17 protein-coding genes are annotated in these 18,376 nt (G+C 36.2%); 14 read left to right on the top strand and 3 right to left on the bottom strand.

Translation table 11 applies throughout. The features are described from left to right. Nucleotides 1–87 precede the first annotated feature (87 nt). Nucleotides 88–1,197: a M14 family zinc carboxypeptidase gene (locus tag C7D53_RS16560; RefSeq protein ID WP_106917679.1), complete on the top strand. Its 1,110-nt coding sequence runs from the start codon at nucleotides 88–90 to the stop codon at nucleotides 1,195–1,197. Between the two features lie 94 nt (nucleotides 1,198–1,291). Here the strand turns inward: C7D53_RS16560 and C7D53_RS16555 are convergent, their stop codons facing one another. Beyond that, complete coding sequence (locus tag C7D53_RS16555; protein ID WP_106917526.1) at nucleotides 1,292–1,807, bottom strand: DUF4920 domain-containing protein; 516 nt, start codon at nucleotides 1,805–1,807, stop codon at nucleotides 1,292–1,294. A gap of 142 nt (nucleotides 1,808–1,949) precedes the next feature. On the opposite strand from C7D53_RS16555, the gene C7D53_RS16550 reads away from it, so the two are divergent. The 7 genes from C7D53_RS16550 (at nucleotide 1,950) to C7D53_RS16520 (ending at nucleotide 10,910) form a co-directional block, all read left to right on the top strand. After that, complete coding sequence (locus C7D53_RS16550; protein WP_106917525.1) at nucleotides 1,950–3,362, top strand: APC family permease; 1,413 nt, start codon at nucleotides 1,950–1,952, stop codon at nucleotides 3,360–3,362. A gap of 169 nt (nucleotides 3,363–3,531) precedes the next feature. Beyond that, nucleotides 3,532–3,972, top strand: coding sequence for a GPW/gp25 family protein (locus C7D53_RS16545; protein ID WP_076351749.1), 441 nt, complete (start codon nucleotides 3,532–3,534; stop codon nucleotides 3,970–3,972). A gap of 23 nt (nucleotides 3,973–3,995) precedes the next feature. Continuing rightward, complete coding sequence (locus C7D53_RS16540; RefSeq protein WP_106917524.1) at nucleotides 3,996–5,879, top strand: type VI secretion system baseplate subunit TssF; 1,884 nt, start codon at nucleotides 3,996–3,998, stop codon at nucleotides 5,877–5,879. A gap of 93 nt (nucleotides 5,880–5,972) precedes the next feature. Beyond that, nucleotides 5,973–6,863 (top strand): class A beta-lactamase, subclass A2, encoded by an 891-nt coding sequence (gene bla, locus C7D53_RS16535; RefSeq protein ID WP_106917678.1) that lies wholly within the window; start codon nucleotides 5,973–5,975, stop codon nucleotides 6,861–6,863. 235 nt (nucleotides 6,864–7,098) lie between these two features. Beyond that, nucleotides 7,099–9,930: an excinuclease ABC subunit UvrA gene (gene uvrA / locus C7D53_RS16530; protein ID WP_106917523.1), complete on the top strand. Its 2,832-nt coding sequence runs from the start codon at nucleotides 7,099–7,101 to the stop codon at nucleotides 9,928–9,930. Between the two features lie 268 nt (nucleotides 9,931–10,198). Further along, nucleotides 10,199–10,603, top strand: coding sequence for a hypothetical protein (locus C7D53_RS16525; protein WP_106917522.1), 405 nt, complete (start codon nucleotides 10,199–10,201; stop codon nucleotides 10,601–10,603). Between the two features lie 172 nt (nucleotides 10,604–10,775). Continuing rightward, nucleotides 10,776–10,910: a bacteriocin-like protein gene (locus tag C7D53_RS16520; protein WP_076351761.1), complete on the top strand. Its 135-nt coding sequence runs from the start codon at nucleotides 10,776–10,778 to the stop codon at nucleotides 10,908–10,910. Nucleotides 10,911–10,945: 35 nt separating this feature from the next. Here C7D53_RS16520 and C7D53_RS16515 read toward each other — a convergent pair whose 3' ends face one another. Next, nucleotides 10,946–11,479, bottom strand: coding sequence for a DUF3828 domain-containing protein (locus C7D53_RS16515; RefSeq protein ID WP_106917521.1), 534 nt, complete (start codon nucleotides 11,477–11,479; stop codon nucleotides 10,946–10,948). Between the two features lie 384 nt (nucleotides 11,480–11,863). Here C7D53_RS16515 and C7D53_RS16510 point away from each other — a divergent pair, with 384 nt between their 5' ends. The 3 genes from C7D53_RS16510 to C7D53_RS16500 all read left to right on the top strand — a co-directional run bounded on the left by C7D53_RS16510 (nucleotide 11,864) and on the right by C7D53_RS16500 (nucleotide 13,182). Then, entirely contained in the window at nucleotides 11,864–12,376 is a 513-nt protein-coding gene (locus C7D53_RS16510; RefSeq protein ID WP_106917520.1) for a DUF421 domain-containing protein, read from the top strand. Between the two features lie 5 nt (nucleotides 12,377–12,381). Continuing rightward, a complete protein-coding gene (locus C7D53_RS16505; RefSeq protein WP_106917519.1) occupies nucleotides 12,382–12,873 on the top strand; it encodes a GNAT family N-acetyltransferase in 492 nt (163 codons plus the stop codon). A gap of 132 nt (nucleotides 12,874–13,005) precedes the next feature. Next, entirely contained in the window at nucleotides 13,006–13,182 is a 177-nt protein-coding gene (locus C7D53_RS16500) for a quinol oxidase subunit 4 (RefSeq protein WP_317047262.1), read from the top strand. 59 nt (nucleotides 13,183–13,241) lie between these two features. Here C7D53_RS16500 and C7D53_RS16495 read toward each other — a convergent pair whose 3' ends face one another. Then, nucleotides 13,242–13,556 (bottom strand): DUF4286 family protein, encoded by a 315-nt coding sequence (locus C7D53_RS16495; protein ID WP_106917517.1) that lies wholly within the window; start codon nucleotides 13,554–13,556, stop codon nucleotides 13,242–13,244. A gap of 148 nt (nucleotides 13,557–13,704) precedes the next feature. On the opposite strand from C7D53_RS16495, the gene gyrA reads away from it, so the two are divergent. From gyrA to C7D53_RS16480, 3 genes are all read left to right on the top strand, one after another. Further along, on the top strand, nucleotides 13,705–16,290 hold the full coding sequence (gene gyrA, locus C7D53_RS16490; protein ID WP_106917516.1) for a DNA gyrase subunit A: 2,586 nt from the start codon (nucleotides 13,705–13,707) through the stop codon (nucleotides 16,288–16,290). 27 nt (nucleotides 16,291–16,317) lie between these two features. Beyond that, nucleotides 16,318–17,343, top strand: coding sequence for a tetratricopeptide repeat protein (locus C7D53_RS16485; RefSeq protein WP_106917515.1), 1,026 nt, complete (start codon nucleotides 16,318–16,320; stop codon nucleotides 17,341–17,343). Nucleotides 17,344–17,501: 158 nt separating this feature from the next. Next, nucleotides 17,502–18,338 carry a 1,4-dihydroxy-2-naphthoyl-CoA synthase gene (locus tag C7D53_RS16480; protein WP_076351776.1) on the top strand — a complete coding sequence of 279 codons (837 nt, stop codon included), beginning with the start codon at nucleotides 17,502–17,504 and terminating at the stop codon, nucleotides 18,336–18,338. The last annotated feature ends 38 nt before the right edge of the window (nucleotides 18,339–18,376 follow it).

Here is an 18,376-nt window from a genome sequence, read left to right as displayed (position 1 = left end):
ACATTGTTTTGTCGCAGTTTACATATGTTTATGTTTATTTTTTGCCTTAAAATGGTTAAATTTGATTCTTGTAAATTATTTCCAACAATGAATTTTGAACAGATCTATTCTCCAAGCCCCGATTTCTCTAATCGCTATATTTCCCCTGAAAAATTATTTTCCTACCTACAGACGAATCTCGGCGATTATATTAAGGAGATCGGAAAATCATATTTAGATAAACCCATTTATCAGCTAAGCATCGGAACCGGAAACATTCAGGTACTGGCATGGTCGCAAATGCACGGCAATGAATCGAATGCTACCCACGCGATGCTTGATCTTTTGACAAGTCTTGATAAGGCTCCTGAAATGAAAGAAGACTTATTCAGTAAAATAAGGTTAGATTTTATCTTTATGCTAAACCCTGACGGATCCGAAAGATGGACAAGGCTGAATGCTGCCGATATAGATCTGAACAGAGATTTTCACAATGAAGCAAGCAAGGAGATTAAATTTCTAAAGAATGCAGTGTCCTCAAAGAAGTATGATTATGCTTTAAACCTCCATGAGCAGAGAACCATTTTTACTACTGATGGTATTCATCCTGCTACACTTTCTTTTCTGGCTCCTTCTGAAAATGTAGAAAGAACCGTAACTGAAAACAGAAAAAAATGTATGGCCGTAATTGGGAGTGTTTATAATCATCTTAAAGAAATGATCCCGGATCAGATTGGAAGATATTCTGATGAGTTCTACCCAACTTCTACAGGAGATAATTTTATTAAGGCAGGAATGCCTACTATATTATTCGAAGGTGGACATTTTGTAGATGACTATACCAGAAAAGGAACAAGAAAGTATTATACAATTGCTCTTTATTATGCATTAAAGGCTATTAGTGAACTGAATTCTGATATTACAGGATGGGAAGCCTATCTTGAAATTCCGGAAAACAAGGAAACACATTATGATATTATCTATAGAAATGTAAAGCTGAATACTGAACATGAATGCATTCTGGATATTGCGGTTCAATATAGGGAGATGAAAGAGGACGGGAAAGATGAAATTTCATTTATCCCTTTTGTAATGGAAGCAGGAGATGTGAAAAAAAGAAAAGGCTGGCTGGAAGTAGATTGTACGGGAAAGAAGTTTGTTTCTGCAAATAGATATCCAAAACTTGATGCAGTGGTGGATTTTACAATAGAAGATTAAAAATATCGGCAATCCAAAGGATTGCCTATATTTTTTTTAGGTCTGCATTATCAGCAGTGTATGCGATAAGCCTATATTCAATAGGATCTGAATCTTAGTTTACGACTTTAATTCCGCTTGCTAAGAATCTGATTTCTTCTTTAGGTTGTGTAATGGCATCAATTTCAGATTGAGGCTTTTTTCCATCTTCTGCATAATGCTTTTGTTCATCCACAGAAATAACTTTTCTTTCTGCATTTCCTTCCAATACTACATTTTTTCCTTTCAGGGCAGTAGGAACAAAAAATGCATAATCTTTCATTTTTACGAAAAACTGTGAGTTATCTTCAGTCTGAATAGTAAGCCAACATCCTTTTTTCTCACATACATCTGTTACTTTCCCTTTGATGGCAATATTTTCCAGTTTTTTATTCTCTTTTTTAAGCTTTTTTCCCAGTTTTTCTACGGTAATAGCCTTAGATTCTGTATTGGAAGCAACACCAGCTCCATAAGTATCACCTACTAAAGCATTTCCTGCTGGTGGTGAGAATTTCTTTTGAGATGTTTCCTGAGCAAAAGCAAGGGTGGAAGTACTTACAGCAACAGCAAATAATAGGGCTTTAAATTTCATTGTTAATATTTTTCCCAAAAATACTAATTAAAATCGAATCATAAATCGATAAAAATTAATAATAAACGGCTACTTCTGTAAATTTTTAATAAAATTCAAAATGAAAGGTAGATTTGTTTATATTTGACGCCTATACTTGACTATGCAAAAAAAACTGAAACTATGGGATGCCATTATGCTTGTAATGGGGTCTATGATCGGAAGTGGGATCTTTATTGTAAGTGCTGACATGATGCGTAACCTGGGATCCGGATACTGGATGATTGTGGTATGGATTATAACAGGTGTAATGACGGTGGCCGCTGCAATAAGCTATGGAGAACTTTCTGCATTATTTCCCAAAGCTGGTGGACAATACACCTATCTGAAAGAAATCTTTGGACGAAGAATGGGGTTTCTTTACGGTTGGGGACTTTTTACAGTCATACAGACCGGAACTATTGCTGCAGTGGCAATGGCTTTTGGTAAATTTACGGCCTATCTGATCCCTTCTCTTAATGATGCGGCTCCAATTATTCAAAGTGGAGAATTTAAAATTACATGGATCCAAATTCTTGCTATAGCAGTCATTTTATTGCTTACCTACATTAACACAAGAGGTGTACAAAGTGGTAAAATTCTTCAAAATATCTTCACAGGATCTAAAATCATAGCTTTATTAGGTTTAATTGCATTAGGTTTTATACTGGTTGATTTCTCTCATTTATCGGAAAATTTCAGCCTAGGTACAGATGCTTTCAGTAATCTTAAAAAGGATCTTAGCGGAAACTTTCTGAAAGAGGGATGGGAACCCATTGGAGGAATGACCTTATTGGGAGGTATTGCCGCAGCAATGGTAGGATCTGTTTTTAGCTCTGTAGCATGGGAAAGTGTAACGTTTGTATCCGGAGAAATTGACAATCCGAAGAGAAACGTTGTAAAATCAATGATCTATGGTACTTCTGCCGTAATGATCCTTTATATAGCGGTTAACTTTGTCTATTTAAATGCTTTAGATAGGGACGGGATTGCATTTGCTGCCAATGACAGGGTAGCTGTTGCTGCATCTCAGAACATTTTTGGAAGTGCAGGAACAATTATTATTGCTCTATTGGTAATGGTATCCACTTTTGGATGTGACAACGGGCTGATTCTAGCAGGAGCGAGAGTTTTCCAGACTATGGCAAAAGACGGAATGTTCTTTAAGTCTGCTGTAAAAAACAATAAAAATGAAGTACCGGAAAATGCCTTGTGGATGCAGGGAGTATGGGCTTCCTTGTTATGTTTGAGCGGGCAATACGGAAACCTGTTGGATATGATTTCCTTTGTAATTGTTCTATTCTATATGATTACCGTTTTTGGAGTAATTTATTTAAGAATTAAACAACCTGCACTGGAAAGGCCCTACAAGACATGGCTGTATCCGGTAACTCCAATTATTTACCTGATTATAGGAACCTGTTTTTGCATCTTACTTTTAATATATAAGCAACAATATACCTGGCCCGGCTTCGTCTTGGTTCTACTGGGACTTCCGGTGTACTATTTTATTAACCGAAAAAATGCAGACAGCTAATTAAAATAATGAATATAATATAGATAATGGTTTCAGGGCTATCAATTCAGTTTGGTAGCCCTGATCTTTGAATAATATTTTAATTTATTATGACAATTATTTAGTGAAAATGTGTATTTTGGTATTTCGTTTTTAAGTAAACGAAACCATGAAGTAAAAACTAGAAGTTATGGATACACCAAATTACAGAATGCCTTTCGTGCCATCTACTCTAATGACCGAAGGAGGAAGTATCGATACCTGCGATATGGGGGAAAGTATTGCCCACAATATTATGCTGCTGATCACCACCAAAAAAGGAGAAAACAGATATGATGAAAACTATGGAAACGATGTTTGGAACCTGGAATTCGATAATGGAGTAACAAGTGCCATCTGGGAAAATGTTTTTGTCAAAAGCCTTAAAAGACAGATTCAGGAGTACGAACCTCGCATTGTGCAACCGCAAATCGATGCCAACATACAATTTGTAGAACACAGCTACGATACAAAAGAACACACCGAAATCAAAAAGAAAGTAAGAATTGCCATCAATGCCAAGATGGAGGAAACAGGAGAGCGTTTTAGTTTTTCAACAGAACTATTCCTGAGCCCCATGTCTATTGATTAATATTTTTAACAGCAAAAGAAATTATGAATTTAGATCAGAATATTTATTCTAAAGAATCTGTAAAAGCAAGAATGCTGCAGAATGCAACTAAAGTTTGGGGGTTGAAGAGTCCACAGTCTTTAGATCCGTTTGTAAAACTGCTGATAGATGCATTCAGTACAGAAGTTTTTAAAGCGAATAATGAAATACAGACCGTTAATGCCCGAATTCTGGAAAAACTGGCAAAACTGTTGACCCCATCCATTTATACTCATCCTATTCCTGCTCATGCCGTTGCTTTTACACAGCCTTATGAGTCTACCGAAGTATTATTGGAACATACGGAGTTTTTCTTCCGTAAGCAAATGACCTCCACTGTAAAATCAGAATCGGATAAACAAGTGAATATTCCTTTCACTCCTGTGGGGAATGTAAGAATTAATAAAGTTCACACTTCAGTAATGTTTGTAGGAAATACCTGCTACAGTATTGATGACAGGTTTAATAAAATTCCTATTGCTAGATTTAATGGAAGACCTGAAGACTACAGAAAGATTACAATAGGAGTAGATGTAAGTAAATATGCAAGTGAGAACTTTCCTAAATACATGAGTGTATTTTGTTCCAATCCAGCTTTTGAACATCTGGATTTTGTATATAAATTATTGCCTTACATTACCGTATCAAGTAACGGTAACCCTTTATTTGTAAGAGAAGGGCTAAGTTATCTCACAGAAAGTAATCCGGATGGCTATGAGCAGATGTTCAAGGAGCAATCTATCCGAAACAAGGTTATTGAAGATATTAAAAGTATCTATCGTCATAAATTCATTGAAATTACAGGACTTTCCAGCAGTTTATTTTCTGAGCCCGGACAGCTTCCTCAGAATCTTGATTTCCTTGCAGGAAAAGATGAGATTGTAAAATATCTTGATAATAAGCGTTATCTATGGCTTACCCTTGAATTTCCACCCCAGTTTTCAGCAGAGATTCTTGATAACTTCTCATTCGTATTGAATGCTTTCCCAATCTATAACAGAGGTTGGAAAAAAACAGAATACAGCCTTGATATCATGGGAAATAATATTCCTTTGGTAACTGATGAAGGAGAACATTTCCTATACGTAGATGAGGTGCAGGATGGAGACGGAAGAAGATATACCGAAATTCCATTTACCCCTGCCGATGATCTTAAAAAAGGACTGTACACCGTAAGAAAAGGAGGAATGGAACGTTTCACCAATAGAAATGCGGTGGATATGATAGCCAACGTTTTAGAGCTGACGAGGGATGAAATTGCAGCGTTCTCCCTTTTAAACAGAGATAATGTAAAAGGTGTTCTTAGTGAAATGTCTGATAAGATGAAATCTATGGTGCAGAAAGTGAACAATGCCAAAAGAAATATCAGACAGGAACTAAACTACGTAATTATGGAGCCTGTAGAAAAAACAGATCATACCTACGCAGCTTTCTGGATCACGCATTGTACGCTGGCCAACCATATGCGTCCCGGGACAGAATTATCCAACCAATTGAAGTCGCAGACTGTTGTATTGCTTACCGAAACTTTGGGAGGAGCCGAAGAACAGAAAGGTACAGACAGTATACAAGCCTATAAATATGCTTTAACTACAAGAGATAAAATTATATCCCTTGAAGATGTTAAAAACTATTGCCGAATGGTTCTGAAAGATGAATTAAGAGAAGTGAGAGTAAAAAGAGGAACCATGATCAGCAACAGACCTAAGGAAGGCTTTGTAAGAACAGTTGAGGTAGAGATCATTCCACAAAACTACTCTTTCTACGGAAGAGCCTACTGGGAAAATATGGCCAATATTACAAGAAATCAGATTATCGCCAAAGCTATAGATGGTATAGAATACCTTGTGAAAGTAACTAACGAGGATATTGAATTCCAGGATATGTAAACTTAATTAATTTAAAATATGAAATGCCGTAGGAAATACGGCATTTTTATTATTTCAGGCCTAAACACTAATACAAACAGTCTTACTATTTCAATGAAAAAAACAATACTTTTTATATCACTTTCCCTTTTTAGCCTTCATGTAAAAAGCCAGACAATACAAGATTTAAGAAATAAGATCAATACAATTACATCAACAAAAAACGCCACCGTAGGAATATCTGTAAAAGGGATAGAAGATAAAGACACGCTTAGCATCAACGGAAATAAAGAAACGCCACTGATGAGTGTTTTCAAATTTCATATTGCATTGGCGGTCCTACATCGCGTTGATGAGGGAAAATTAAAGCTTAACCAAAAGTTTTTCATTAAAAAAGAAGTGCTGCTTCCCGAAACATGGAGCCCTATCCGTGAAGAATATCCGGATGGAAATCTGTACCTGACACTGGACCAACTATTAAGATATACGGTTTCTCATAGCGATAATAATGGTTGTGATATTTTACTCAATATTATCGGAGGAACAGACTCAGTTCAAAAATTTATTAATCAACAAGGCATAAAAGATTTTACGATAAAAGTGAACGAACAACAAATGTCTTCCTTTGACAAATTTTATCTGAACACCACAACACCTTTAGCCACAACAGATCTCTTAGAAAAATTCTATAAGGGAAAGGTTTTGAAAAAAGAAACCACAAAATACCTATATCAGATCATGGTAGAAACCTCAAGAGGGCTAACCTGGATGAAAGCCGGTCTGCCCGCCGGAACAGAAGTGGCACATAGAACAGGAATCTCCAGTAGAAATGAAAATAATCTGAGAGCAGCCATGAATGACGTAGGAATTGTAAAACTACCCAACGGAAAACATTTTATTCTTTCAGTCTATTTGAAGAATATCAACGAAGAAATGGCAGACACAGAAAAGATCATTGCAGACATTAGCAATGCTGTTTGGGAATATTATACAAACAAAAAATAAATTCAACAGAAACGGGCTTTAGCCCGTTTTTTATATAGGTAGAGCTATTGGCCTAAGCCAAAACCTAATAACAGAGCCCGCAGATAGCCCTTTGTCAAAATTAGGATTAAGAAAACTTTTCCTTGGGAAAATAAAGTCTTTTTTATGAAATTTTTATACCCCTTATAATAAAAAAAATTCCATAAAATTCCGTAATTTTGCACGTTGTGATTTTCAGGCAAAGTCACTCCGAATTATGAGCAAATCAACAGAATATATAGAAGTTTACGGAGCACGTGAACACAATCTAAAGAATATTAATGTTAAAATTCCGCGTAACGAACTGGTTGTAATTACCGGGCTTTCCGGAAGTGGAAAGTCATCACTGGCATTCGACACTATTTTTGCCGAAGGTCAGCGTCGTTATATAGAAACTTTTTCCGCCTATGCACGTCAGTTCCTGGGTGGATTGGAACGTCCTGATGTAGATAAAATTGAAGGACTTTCACCCGTTATTGCCATCGAGCAGAAGACAACCAATAAAAACCCTCGTTCTACTGTAGGAACTGTTACAGAATTGTACGATTTTCTTCGTCTTCTGTATGCAAGGGTTTCAGACGCTTACTCTTTGTCTACCGGACAGAGACTGGTAAGTTATACGGAAGACCAGATTCTTGATACCATTAAAGAAAACTATAAAGGAGAAAAGATCATGCTATTGGCTCCTGTTGTACGTTCCAGAAAAGGTCATTACCACGAACTTTTTGTACAGATGGCCAAAAAAGGATACGGACAGGCAAGAATTGATGGGGAGCTACAGGATATTGAATATGATTTAAAACTTGACCGTTACAAAACCCACGATATTGACATTGTCATCGATCGTTGGATTATCGGAGAAAGCGCTTCCGAAGGCAGAATGGAAAAATCCCTGAGAACGGCCATGGAAATGGGAGAGGGAATCATCGGAATTCAAAAACTGGGAAGTACAGATATTGAATATTTCTCCAAAAACCTGATGGATGCAGAAACAGGACATTCACTGGCATTACCAGAACCCAATACATTCTCTTTCAACTCACCAAAAGGAAGCTGCCCAAATTGTAAAGGACTGGGAACCATCAAAAAGATCAATACAGATTATTTTATTGATAATCCTAAACTATCAATCAATCAGGGAGGATTATTGCCATTGGAAGATATCAAGTCCAATAAATGGATCCTTGCACAAATAAAAAATATTCTGGAGATCTTCGGACTGGGAATGACAACACCATTACAGGATATTCCCGAAGAAGCTTTGGATTATATCTATAACGGATGCCACAAAGAATTCAATAAAGATCTTAAATATGCAGGAATTACCAAGAAAATAAAGATTAGTTTCGATGGTTTAATTGCTTTCATGGAGGAAATTATTGATGAAAAAGAATCTTACGAGGCTATTTTGCTGGAAAGACACTTTACAACAGAAGAAACATGCCCCGAATGTAATGGAACCCGCCTTCAGCCATCAAGTTTAAGTTTTAAAATCGATGGAAAAAATATTGCTGAGGTTAACGGACTAAGCTTGGCAGATCTAAAAGACTGGCTGGCGGATGTGAAAGATAAATTCTCAGAAAAAAATAAAATCATTGCCCACGAAATACTAAAGGAAATTGAAACAAGACTTCAGTTTCTATTGGATGTTGGTCTGGATTACCTGAGTTTGAGCAGAAGTTCCAAGACCCTTTCAGGAGGAGAATCCCAAAGGATTCGTTTGGCAACACAAATCGGATCTCAGTTGGTAAACGTCTTGTACATTCTGGATGAACCAAGTATCGGACTTCACCAAAGAGATAACGAAAGACTGATACATTCATTAAAGAATCTTAGAGATATCGGAAACTCAGTATTGGTGGTAGAACATGATAAGGATATGATTCTGGAAGCCGATGAGGTTCTGGATATTGGACCAAGAGCAGGAAAATTTGGAGGTGAAATACTTTGGCAGGGAAAGCCTAAAGATCTTTTAAAGGCAGATACTATTACAGCCCAATATATAAACGGAAAAAGAAAAATTGAAGTGCCGGCCGAAAGAAGAGTCGGTAGTGGAAAAAATATTCTGTTAAAGGGAGCTACAGGAAACAACCTTAAAAATGTTACTCTGGATATTCCTTTGGGAAAACTGGTTGTAGTAACCGGAATTTCAGGAAGCGGAAAATCTTCCCTGATCAACGGAACCTTATATCCAATCCTTAACAAGCATTTCTACAGAGCAGTTCAGGAGCCCTTACCTTATAAAAAAATTGAAGGACTTGATAATATAGATAAAATTGTAGACGTTGATCAGACTCCGATCGGAAGAACGCCACGTTCAAATCCGGCAACCTATACTGGAATGTTTACAGATATCAGAAACCTTTTTGCAGAACTACCGGAAAGTAAAATCCGTGGATACAAACCCGGAAGATTCTCTTTCAATGTAAAAGGAGGAAGATGTGAAACCTGTCAGGGTGGAGGATTAAAGGTAATCGAGATGAACTTCCTGCCCGATGTGTATGTACATTGTGAAACCTGCAACGGAAAACGTTTCAACAGAGAAACGCTGGAAGTACGTTACAAAGGAAAATCTATTTCCGATGTGTTGGATATGACCATTGATGAAGCGGTGGACTTCTTCCAGCCTATTCCTAAGATTTTTGCAAAGGTAAAAACATTGCAGGATGTAGGGCTAGGGTACATTACTCTGGGGCAGCAGTCAACAACCCTTTCAGGAGGTGAAGCACAACGTATCAAGCTGGCAACAGAATTATCAAAAAGACAAACCGGAAACACCTTATATATTCTGGATGAACCCACCACAGGACTTCACTTTGAAGATGTAAAAATCCTGATGGATGCCATCAACCAATTGGTAGAGCTAGGAAACTCATTCATTATTATTGAGCATAATATGGATGTCATCAAGCTGGCGGATCATATCATTGACGTAGGTCCTGAAGGAGGAAAATACGGTGGACAGATCGTAGCACAAGGAACTCCTGAGGAAATTATAAAGTCTAAGAAAAGCTTAACAGGAAAGTTCTTGAAGAGAGAATTGGAATAAATTAAATCAAATTACTTAAGATAATCTTCTTTAAGTAAAGTAAATATAAAGGCTAAACTCATCAAGTTTAGCCTTTTTTATGAGGTAATATGCAGTTCCAATATTAAATTTTCAATTATTTTAAATATTTATATGATTGATAATCAGTATTTTAAATTTCAATGTTAACTCAATGTTAACTGAAAGTGAATTTAATATGAATTATTTTTAATAACTTTGAGTAAGAGATACAAAATAAGGTTAGTATAATATTTAAAACCAAGTAGTTATGAAAAATAGAATTCAAATAATAATCGCTTCACTTTTTGTTGTTGGATTTGCTACTGTAATGAATACAACTCAGGCACAAACTACAGATCATAATACCATCCAGGAAATTCAGCTGAATAAGAGCGAGACTTTTAATGATATAAGAAGTCGATTGATGTCAAACTTTGATTTGGATAACCCAGAATACAGACAAGGAACAGTGAATTCCGTAGTGAAATTTGATATTGCCAAAAACGGAAAAATAGTGAATGTTCATTCAACAGGTGACTGCAAAACCGTAAGCAAGGAAATTGAAACTGTTTTAAGTGAGCTTGATTATAGAGTAGATCATAGAAAAATGAGTGATAACATGGTTGCTTATACCTATGTAATGCCTGTAACCGTGGAGATTCATAACAGATAATTCTCAAAAAAAGCTTAAAAAAATCATATCTGTCTTTAATTGATTGAGTTACATATTTAAATATGTTTTATTTTTATATTATAGATGAAAATTCTGTAAGATTAATAGGTGAATTTGTAATATATCAGAAAAGAATTCGTTTTAATTTTATCAAACCATAAATTAAAACTATATGAAAAATTTAAAGAAACTGACTAAGACAGATTTGAAGTCAGTGTACGGAGGGCAGCCAAAACAATATTGTACGTATTGCGAATGGGCAGACAAAGTTTTTTGCAGCGAAATTCCAATCGTTCAATGTCCATAAAAAAATGAAGACCGCTTATGCTAAGCGGTCTTTTTTTATTCATGTGTACTTTTCGTAAACTCAGTCAGGCTTGCTTTAAGGTCCTTGGAGTTTCCTATGGAATCAAAGGTAATATTATCTATTTTCCATCCTTTATCAGAGTCAATAAGATGTACTGTATCTACCCATGATACTTTTGGAGAGGCCATATTGTATTCAAACTTAACCATTGCATCTGCAGTTTTTCCATTCACAGCAATAGATTGAACTTTATAACTTGTATATCCTTCATATAAACTTGAAAAAATAGCTCCTTCAAATATCAAAGGCTTTTCATCAGGATGATCACTGTTTTTTACTTTTTCAATATCTGTTTTTGATGCATGAATGGCATCTTCTAAAGATTTTTTCAGGCTCTGAGAAAATAAATCATCCGGAATAGGCTGATTATAAACAGCTTCATTAGACTTACCGTATTTTGTGTAAAGTTCATTTACTTTAGTCTCAATGGCTGTATTTTGTGATTTATTTTTGTCACAGGAAACAAAAAATAATAGAGTACCAAGACATAAGAACAATAGTTTTTTCATTAAAGAGTTTTTTGGGGTAAATGGCAAATCTTATACCAAGGATTAATTTTGTTTAATGAATGATAGGGTCACTATACATTTTATGTAAACAACAATACAATAAGTCTATTTAAACTTAACCACAAAAGTCACAAAAGATTTTATTTTTTTTTAACATTTTAGTACACTTTAGAAAGTGTAGGGAAATACCATAGAATTAATTTCACATAAGATGAAAATCTTTGATTTTCAACAAAGCTTTAGTGTACTACTTACACAGAAAGTATATAACTTAAATAGCTTAAGTGTTTAAAAAAATTTTGTATCTTATTTCTGGTTTAATAAAAAAGTTTAAACAGCTTTAATAACAAAAAATCAATACATTTGAATTAGATAAAAAAAATTGTGGATCCTATTCTTAATGTTGCGGTTCGTTCCCTTTGCGTTTACCTTTTCATGGTGATTGCGATTCGATTATTTGGTAAAAATCAGCTTTCCCAGCTTAATGCAGGGGATGTGGTTTTGCTGTTGTTGATCTCCAATGCCGTTCAGAATGCCATGGTAGGTCCTGATACCTCATTGCAGGGAGGAATTGTAGCGGCATTAGTTTTGTTTGCTGCTAACTTTATCTTGAAAAGATTAATGTTTTCCAATCGTTCCTTTGAGTCTTTTTTGGAAGATGATCCCGTGATTTTGATCAGAGATGGTGTAGCAGATCAGGCAGCATTGAATAGAGTAAAGATTACACAGGGTGAACTGGAGGAAGCAATCAGGGAGCATGGGATAGAACAAATTAAGAATGTAAAACTATCCGTGTTGGAAGTAGATGGAAATATCAGTGTGGTTTCTGAGGATGAAAAAAGCAAGCAAACCCATTATTCAAGAATTAAGAGAAAAAATAAAAGAAAATACCATTAAATACAATGAATTACGAATTAAGAGAAATGCTTCCCAACGACGAAGCCAGAGTACTGGAGATTTTCAGACAGGGAGTAGATGGTGGTATTGCCACTTTAGAAACAGAAGTTCCCACTGTTGAAGCCTGGAGCATGGCCTATTTCAATGATTGCCGTTGGGTGCTTGAAAACGAAAGTAATGAAGTAGTAGGATGGTGTGCCCTAAAACCTGTAAGTAAAAGAGAGTGCTTTAAAGGAGTGGCAGAAGTGAGTATTTATTTTGATAATGAATACCAAGGTAAGGGTTTGGGTTCGGTTCTGCTTAAAAAGCTGATTTTGGATAGCGAGGATCACGGATTCTGGACTTTACAAACCAATATTTTTCCTGAAAATGAAATTGCAATCAAAGCACATCAGAAAAATGGCTTCACAAGAGTAGGGGTTCGAAAAAAAATCGGAAAGCTCAACGATGGATGGAAAGATCTGGTGATGATGGAAAGAAGAAGTGAAATTGTCTAAATAGTAACCAAGTAGAAATATAAATTTCCAAAAGAAGTTTAAGATAACTGTAAACCTTGAACCTTGAATTATTTGGCACCAACATTGTTATATTCTATACCTAAGTTTGAAAAAGAGAAAATAATGAAAAGTATGGTTAAAATTACTGGAGCCCTTATTGTGATGTTTATGTTGACATCGTGTGTGGTTCATGATCATGGGCATGGGAATAGGGCAAAGCCGCTTCCGCCAGGACAGGCAAAGAAGATATATGGAGGCAGTGCTAAAGACTATGCACCAGGACAGGTAAAGAAAAGACATAGATATTAACAGTACATCATGTATTGTCATAAAAATAAAAACCCCTGAAATTTCAGGGGTTTTCTATTTTAAAGTCTTGTTTTCTTAGGATTTAAAAAAGTATTGAAGATCATTACTTCCTGCCCAAATTTATTTTCAACATGTTCAGCTATATTTTTTAGCTCGCTCTCAATAAAATCATTTCTCAGCTCATCATTATCAAACATAAGAAGGAGATTGTAATTTTTACCCTCGTCAATATAATCGCTGTGTACTTCAGAGAGAATATACTTGCTGACATCCATTAAGTTTTCGGTCATTAAAACCAATGTTTCATCAATATAATTTTCCCATTCTTCCAGATTATTTTTCGTACAGTGGAAAGTTATACTTAATAGGCTCATATTTTAAGAATTTTTAAGATTTTGTGGATAAATTCTAGCGCAAAAATCGGCATTTTTTTCGTAAATTAGCCCGTTAATAAAAATTCGAAATGAATAATTTTCAGACTTTCAGCTAAGGGTCTGACAATCATTATAATAAAATTTGTTTATGCAAAAAGAAGGAGAAAGACTAATTCCTATCAACATTGTTGATGAAATGAAGTCGTCTTATATCGATTATTCGATGTCGGTTATCGTTTCAAGAGCGCTACCTGATGTAAGAGACGGCTTGAAGCCCGTTCATAGAAGAGTACTTTACGGTATGTATGGACTAGGGGTTTTTTCGAATAGAAAATATTTAAAATCTGCGAGAATTGTTGGGGATGTTTTGGGTAAATATCACCCGCACGGAGACTCCTCTGTATATGATGCAATGGTGAGAATGGCTCAGGACTGGAGCTTGCGTTATCCTCAGGTAGACGGACAAGGTAACTTCGGATCCATGGATGGTGACCCACCAGCAGCAATGCGTTACACCGAAGCAAGATTGAAAAAAATCTCAGATGAGGTTCTTTCTGATTTAGACAAAGAAACCGTTGATTTCCAGAATAACTTCGATGACAGTTTACAGGAGCCAACCGTGATGCCTACTAAGATTCCAAACCTTTTGGTAAACGGTACTTCAGGTATTGCAGTAGGTATGGCAACCAATATGGCACCTCACAACCTGTCAGAATCTGTAGATGCAATCTGTGCTTACATCGATAACAAAGAAATTACGATTGATGAGCTGATGCAGCATATTATTGCTCCGGATTTCCCTACAGGAGGGATTATCTATGGATATGACGGAGTAAGAGATGCTTTCCATACCGGTAGAGGTAGAGTAGTCTTAAGAGCTAAGGTTAACTTTGACGAAATCGGAAACAGAAATGCAATTATCGTTACTGAAATTCCTTATCAGGTTAACAAGGCAGAAATGATTGCCAGAACAGCCGAACTTGTAAAAGACGAAAAAATCCCTGGTATCCACGAGATCAGAGACGAATCGGACAGAAAAGGACTTCGTGTTGTTTACGAATTGAAAAACGACGCCATTCCAAATGTTGTTCTTAACCTTTTATATAAATATACAGCACTTCAAACTTCTTTCAGCGTTAATAATATTGCGTTGGTACATGGAAGACCGGAGCAGTTAAATCTAAAGGATATCATTCATCACTTTGTAGAGCACAGACATGAGGTCATCGTAAGAAGAACTCAGTATGAGCTTAAAAAAGCAAAAGAAAGAGCACACATCCTTGAAGGTTTCATGAAAGTAATTGGAACTCAGGATTCTTTAGACAGAGCTATTTCTATCATTCGTCATAGTGCTAACCCTCAGGCTGCAAAAGAAGGCTTGATTGAAGCATTTGAACTTTCAGAAATCCAGGCTCAGGCGATTCTTGATCTTAGATTGGCTCGTTTAACAGGAATGGAGCTGGATAAGATCCGTGATGAGTATGATGCTATTATGAGAGAAATTGGTGATTTGGAAGATATTCTGGCTAATGAACCAAGAAGATTCCAGATCATTAAGGATGAATTAATTGAAGTTAAAGAAAAATACGGAGACGAAAGAAGAACTGAAATAGACTATTCAGGAGGAGAAATGTCCATCGAAGATATTATTCCGAACGAGGCTGTGGTTCTTACAATTTCTCATGCAGGATATGTAAAGAGAACTTCACTTTCAGAATATAAGATTCAAAGTAGAGGTGGTGTCGGAAATAAAGCAGCAACTACAAGGGATTCTGACTTCCTTGAGTACATTGTTTCTGCAACCAACCACCAATATATGTTGTTCTTTACAGAAAAAGGAAGATGTTACTGGTTAAGAGTATTTGAGATCCCTGAAGGCTCGAGAACAGCCAAAGGAAGAGCAGTACAGAACCTTATCAATATCGAACCGGATGATAAAATTAAGGCCTATATCAGAACCAATAACCTTAAAGATTCCGAATATGTAAATCAAATGAGTGTAGTGATGGTAACCAAAAATGGTACAATCAAGAAAACATCATTGGAAGCCTATTCAAGACCAAGGGTAAATGGGGTGAATGCAATTGAAATTAGAGATAATGACCAATTGTTGGGAGCTTACCTTACCAATGGTACTTCTGAGATCATGATCGCTACCAAAAATGGTAAATGTATCCGTTTCCCTGAAGAAAAAGTAAGAGAAGTAGGTAGAGGTTCTATCGGAGTTCGTGGTATTGCCATGGAAGACAATGATGAGGCTATTGGTATGATTGTTGTGAATGATGTAGAAAACGAAACCGTTCTTGTAGTATCTGAAAAAGGATACGGAAAGAGAACTGCAGTAGAAGACTACAGAATTACGAACAGAGGAGGAAAAGGAGTTATCACTCTAAACATTACCGAAAAAACAGGAAACCTGATTGCTATTCAAAACGTAACAGACGAAGATGGATTGATGATTATCAATAAATCCGGTGTTGCCATCAGAATGGGAATGGACGAAATGAGGGTAATGGGAAGAAATACACAAGGTGTAAAACTGATCAACCTTAAGAAAAATGATGAGATTGCAGCCATTGCAAAAGTAGCAATGGATAAAGATGTAGAAGAAGATTCTGAAGAAAATGAAGACGGAACAGAAGTAACAACTGATAACGAAGAAAACACTGCACTACCTCAGGCTGAAAATGAAAATACAGCAGAGGAAAATGAGAATTCTGATTCTGAAGAATAAATGTACAATTAATATAAAATAGTTATTATGAAGAAACTAATTTTAGGTATGGCTATCGTAGCCTCCGCTTTTGCTTTCGGACAAAAAGGAGATGTAAACGCTCAGCTTCAGGCTACAAATAAAGCTGCTATGGATGCGTACAATGCAAAAAACTATGCAGCCGCGGCACCTAAGTTTATAGAAATCTATGACTTACTAAAGGCAAACGGTCAGGATAATAAAATGTATATGTATTATGCAGGTCTTAGCCACGCATTGGCAAATAACAGCGATGCAGCAATCAAAATATATACAGATTTAATAAACTCAGGGTATACTGGAGTAGAAACAACTTATACTGCAAAAGAAAAAAAATCCGGACAAGTAGTAAACCTTGATAAGGCTACTTGGGATCTTATGAAAAAAAATGCAGATTATTCTGATTTCAAAACTGAGCAAACACCAAGTGTAGAGCCAGATTTGTATGAAACTTTAACTACTTTGCTTATTAACGCGAAGAAAGGAAATGAAGCTCTTGTGATCATTGAAAAAGGATTGGCTAAATTCCCTAACAATAATAAATTGAAGGAAGCTCAAACCAATGCATACCTCCAGTCTGGAAACATGGACAAATTTGTTGCCGGTTTAAAGGAGCAATTAGCTAAGAATCCTAACGATGCTACAAACTGGTATAATCTTGGAGTAATGCAGGCTAAAACTCCCGCTACTGTTGAAGAGGCTATAGCTTCTTTCAAAAAAGCAATAGAGCTTAAACCTGACTTTGCCAATGCTTATCAGAACATAGTTTATACAACAATTGGAGATGATCCTAAAGTGGTAGCAGAAATCAACGCCACCAGAAAAGATAAGCCGGATGCAGCTTCAAAATTAATTGATGCGAGAAGAGAAAGATTTGCTAAAGCTTTACCATTTGCAGAAAGCTGGTATAAAGTAGATCCAAAGAACATTGATGCAGTTACTACACTTAAAGAAATCTATGTTGTAACAAAAAACATAGATAAAGTTAAGGAAATGAAAGCTAAAGAAGCTGAACTTAGCGCTGGAGCAAAATAAGCATTTTGTAACTCAATAATAATAAAAACCGAAGCAGTAATGCTTCGGTTTTTTGCTTTTAAGAAATGAAATCTTTCTGCATTTTTATGAAGTGGATAAATAAATTTAACCCCGGAAATTCTCTGTAATTCCGTATCTTTGAGAAAAATTTTAATAAGATGATCGAGTGGAAAACCGCCAAGGAATACGAAGATATTACCTATAAAAAATGTAATGGTGTAGCAAGAATCGCTTTCAACAGACCGGAAATACGTAACGCTTTCAGACCTAAAACAACTTCAGAATTGTATGATGCTTTTTATGATGCATCAGAAGACCCTTCAATAGGTGTGGTTTTGCTTTCAGGAGAAGGACCAAGTCCTAAAGACGGAGGTTGGGCTTTCTGTAGCGGAGGAGACCAAAAAGCACGAGGTCATCAAGGGTATGTTGGAGAAGATGGAAGACACCGTTTAAATATTCTGGAAGTTCAACGTCTGATCCGTTTTATGCCTAAAGTAGTAATTGCGGTTGTTCCTGGATGGGCAGTTGGTGGCGGACATTCCCTTCACGTAGTTTGTGATCTTACTTTAGCCAGTAAAGAACATGCTATTTTCAAGCAAACAGATGCGGATGTTACAAGTTTCGACGGAGGGTACGGATCTGCTTACCTTGCTAAAATGGTGGGACAGAAGAAAGCTCGTGAAATTTTCTTTTTAGGAAGAAACTATTCAGCTCAGGAAGCTTTTGAAATGGGAATGGTAAACAAAGTGGTTCCTCACGCAGAACTAGAAGATACAGCCTATGAATGGGCACAAGAAATATTAGCAAAATCTCCAATGTCAATCAGAATGTTGAAGTTTGCCATGAACCTTACCGATGATGGAATGGTAGGTCAGCAGGTTTTCGCAGGAGAAGCAACCCGTTTGGCTTATATGACAGAAGAAGCTCAAGAAGGTAGAAATGCATTCCTTGAAAAAAGAAAGCCCAACTTCGGAGAAGATAAATGGATATCGTAAATATGATATGGATGTATTCATGTGAAAAGTATTAATGG

This window comes from Chryseobacterium aurantiacum (assembly GCF_003020585.1).
GTDB classification, from domain to species: Bacteria; Bacteroidota; Bacteroidia; order Flavobacteriales; family Weeksellaceae; genus Chryseobacterium; species Chryseobacterium aurantiacum.
Note: the sequence above shows the minus strand (reverse complement) of the source record. Positions and strands in the feature narration are given on the sequence as shown.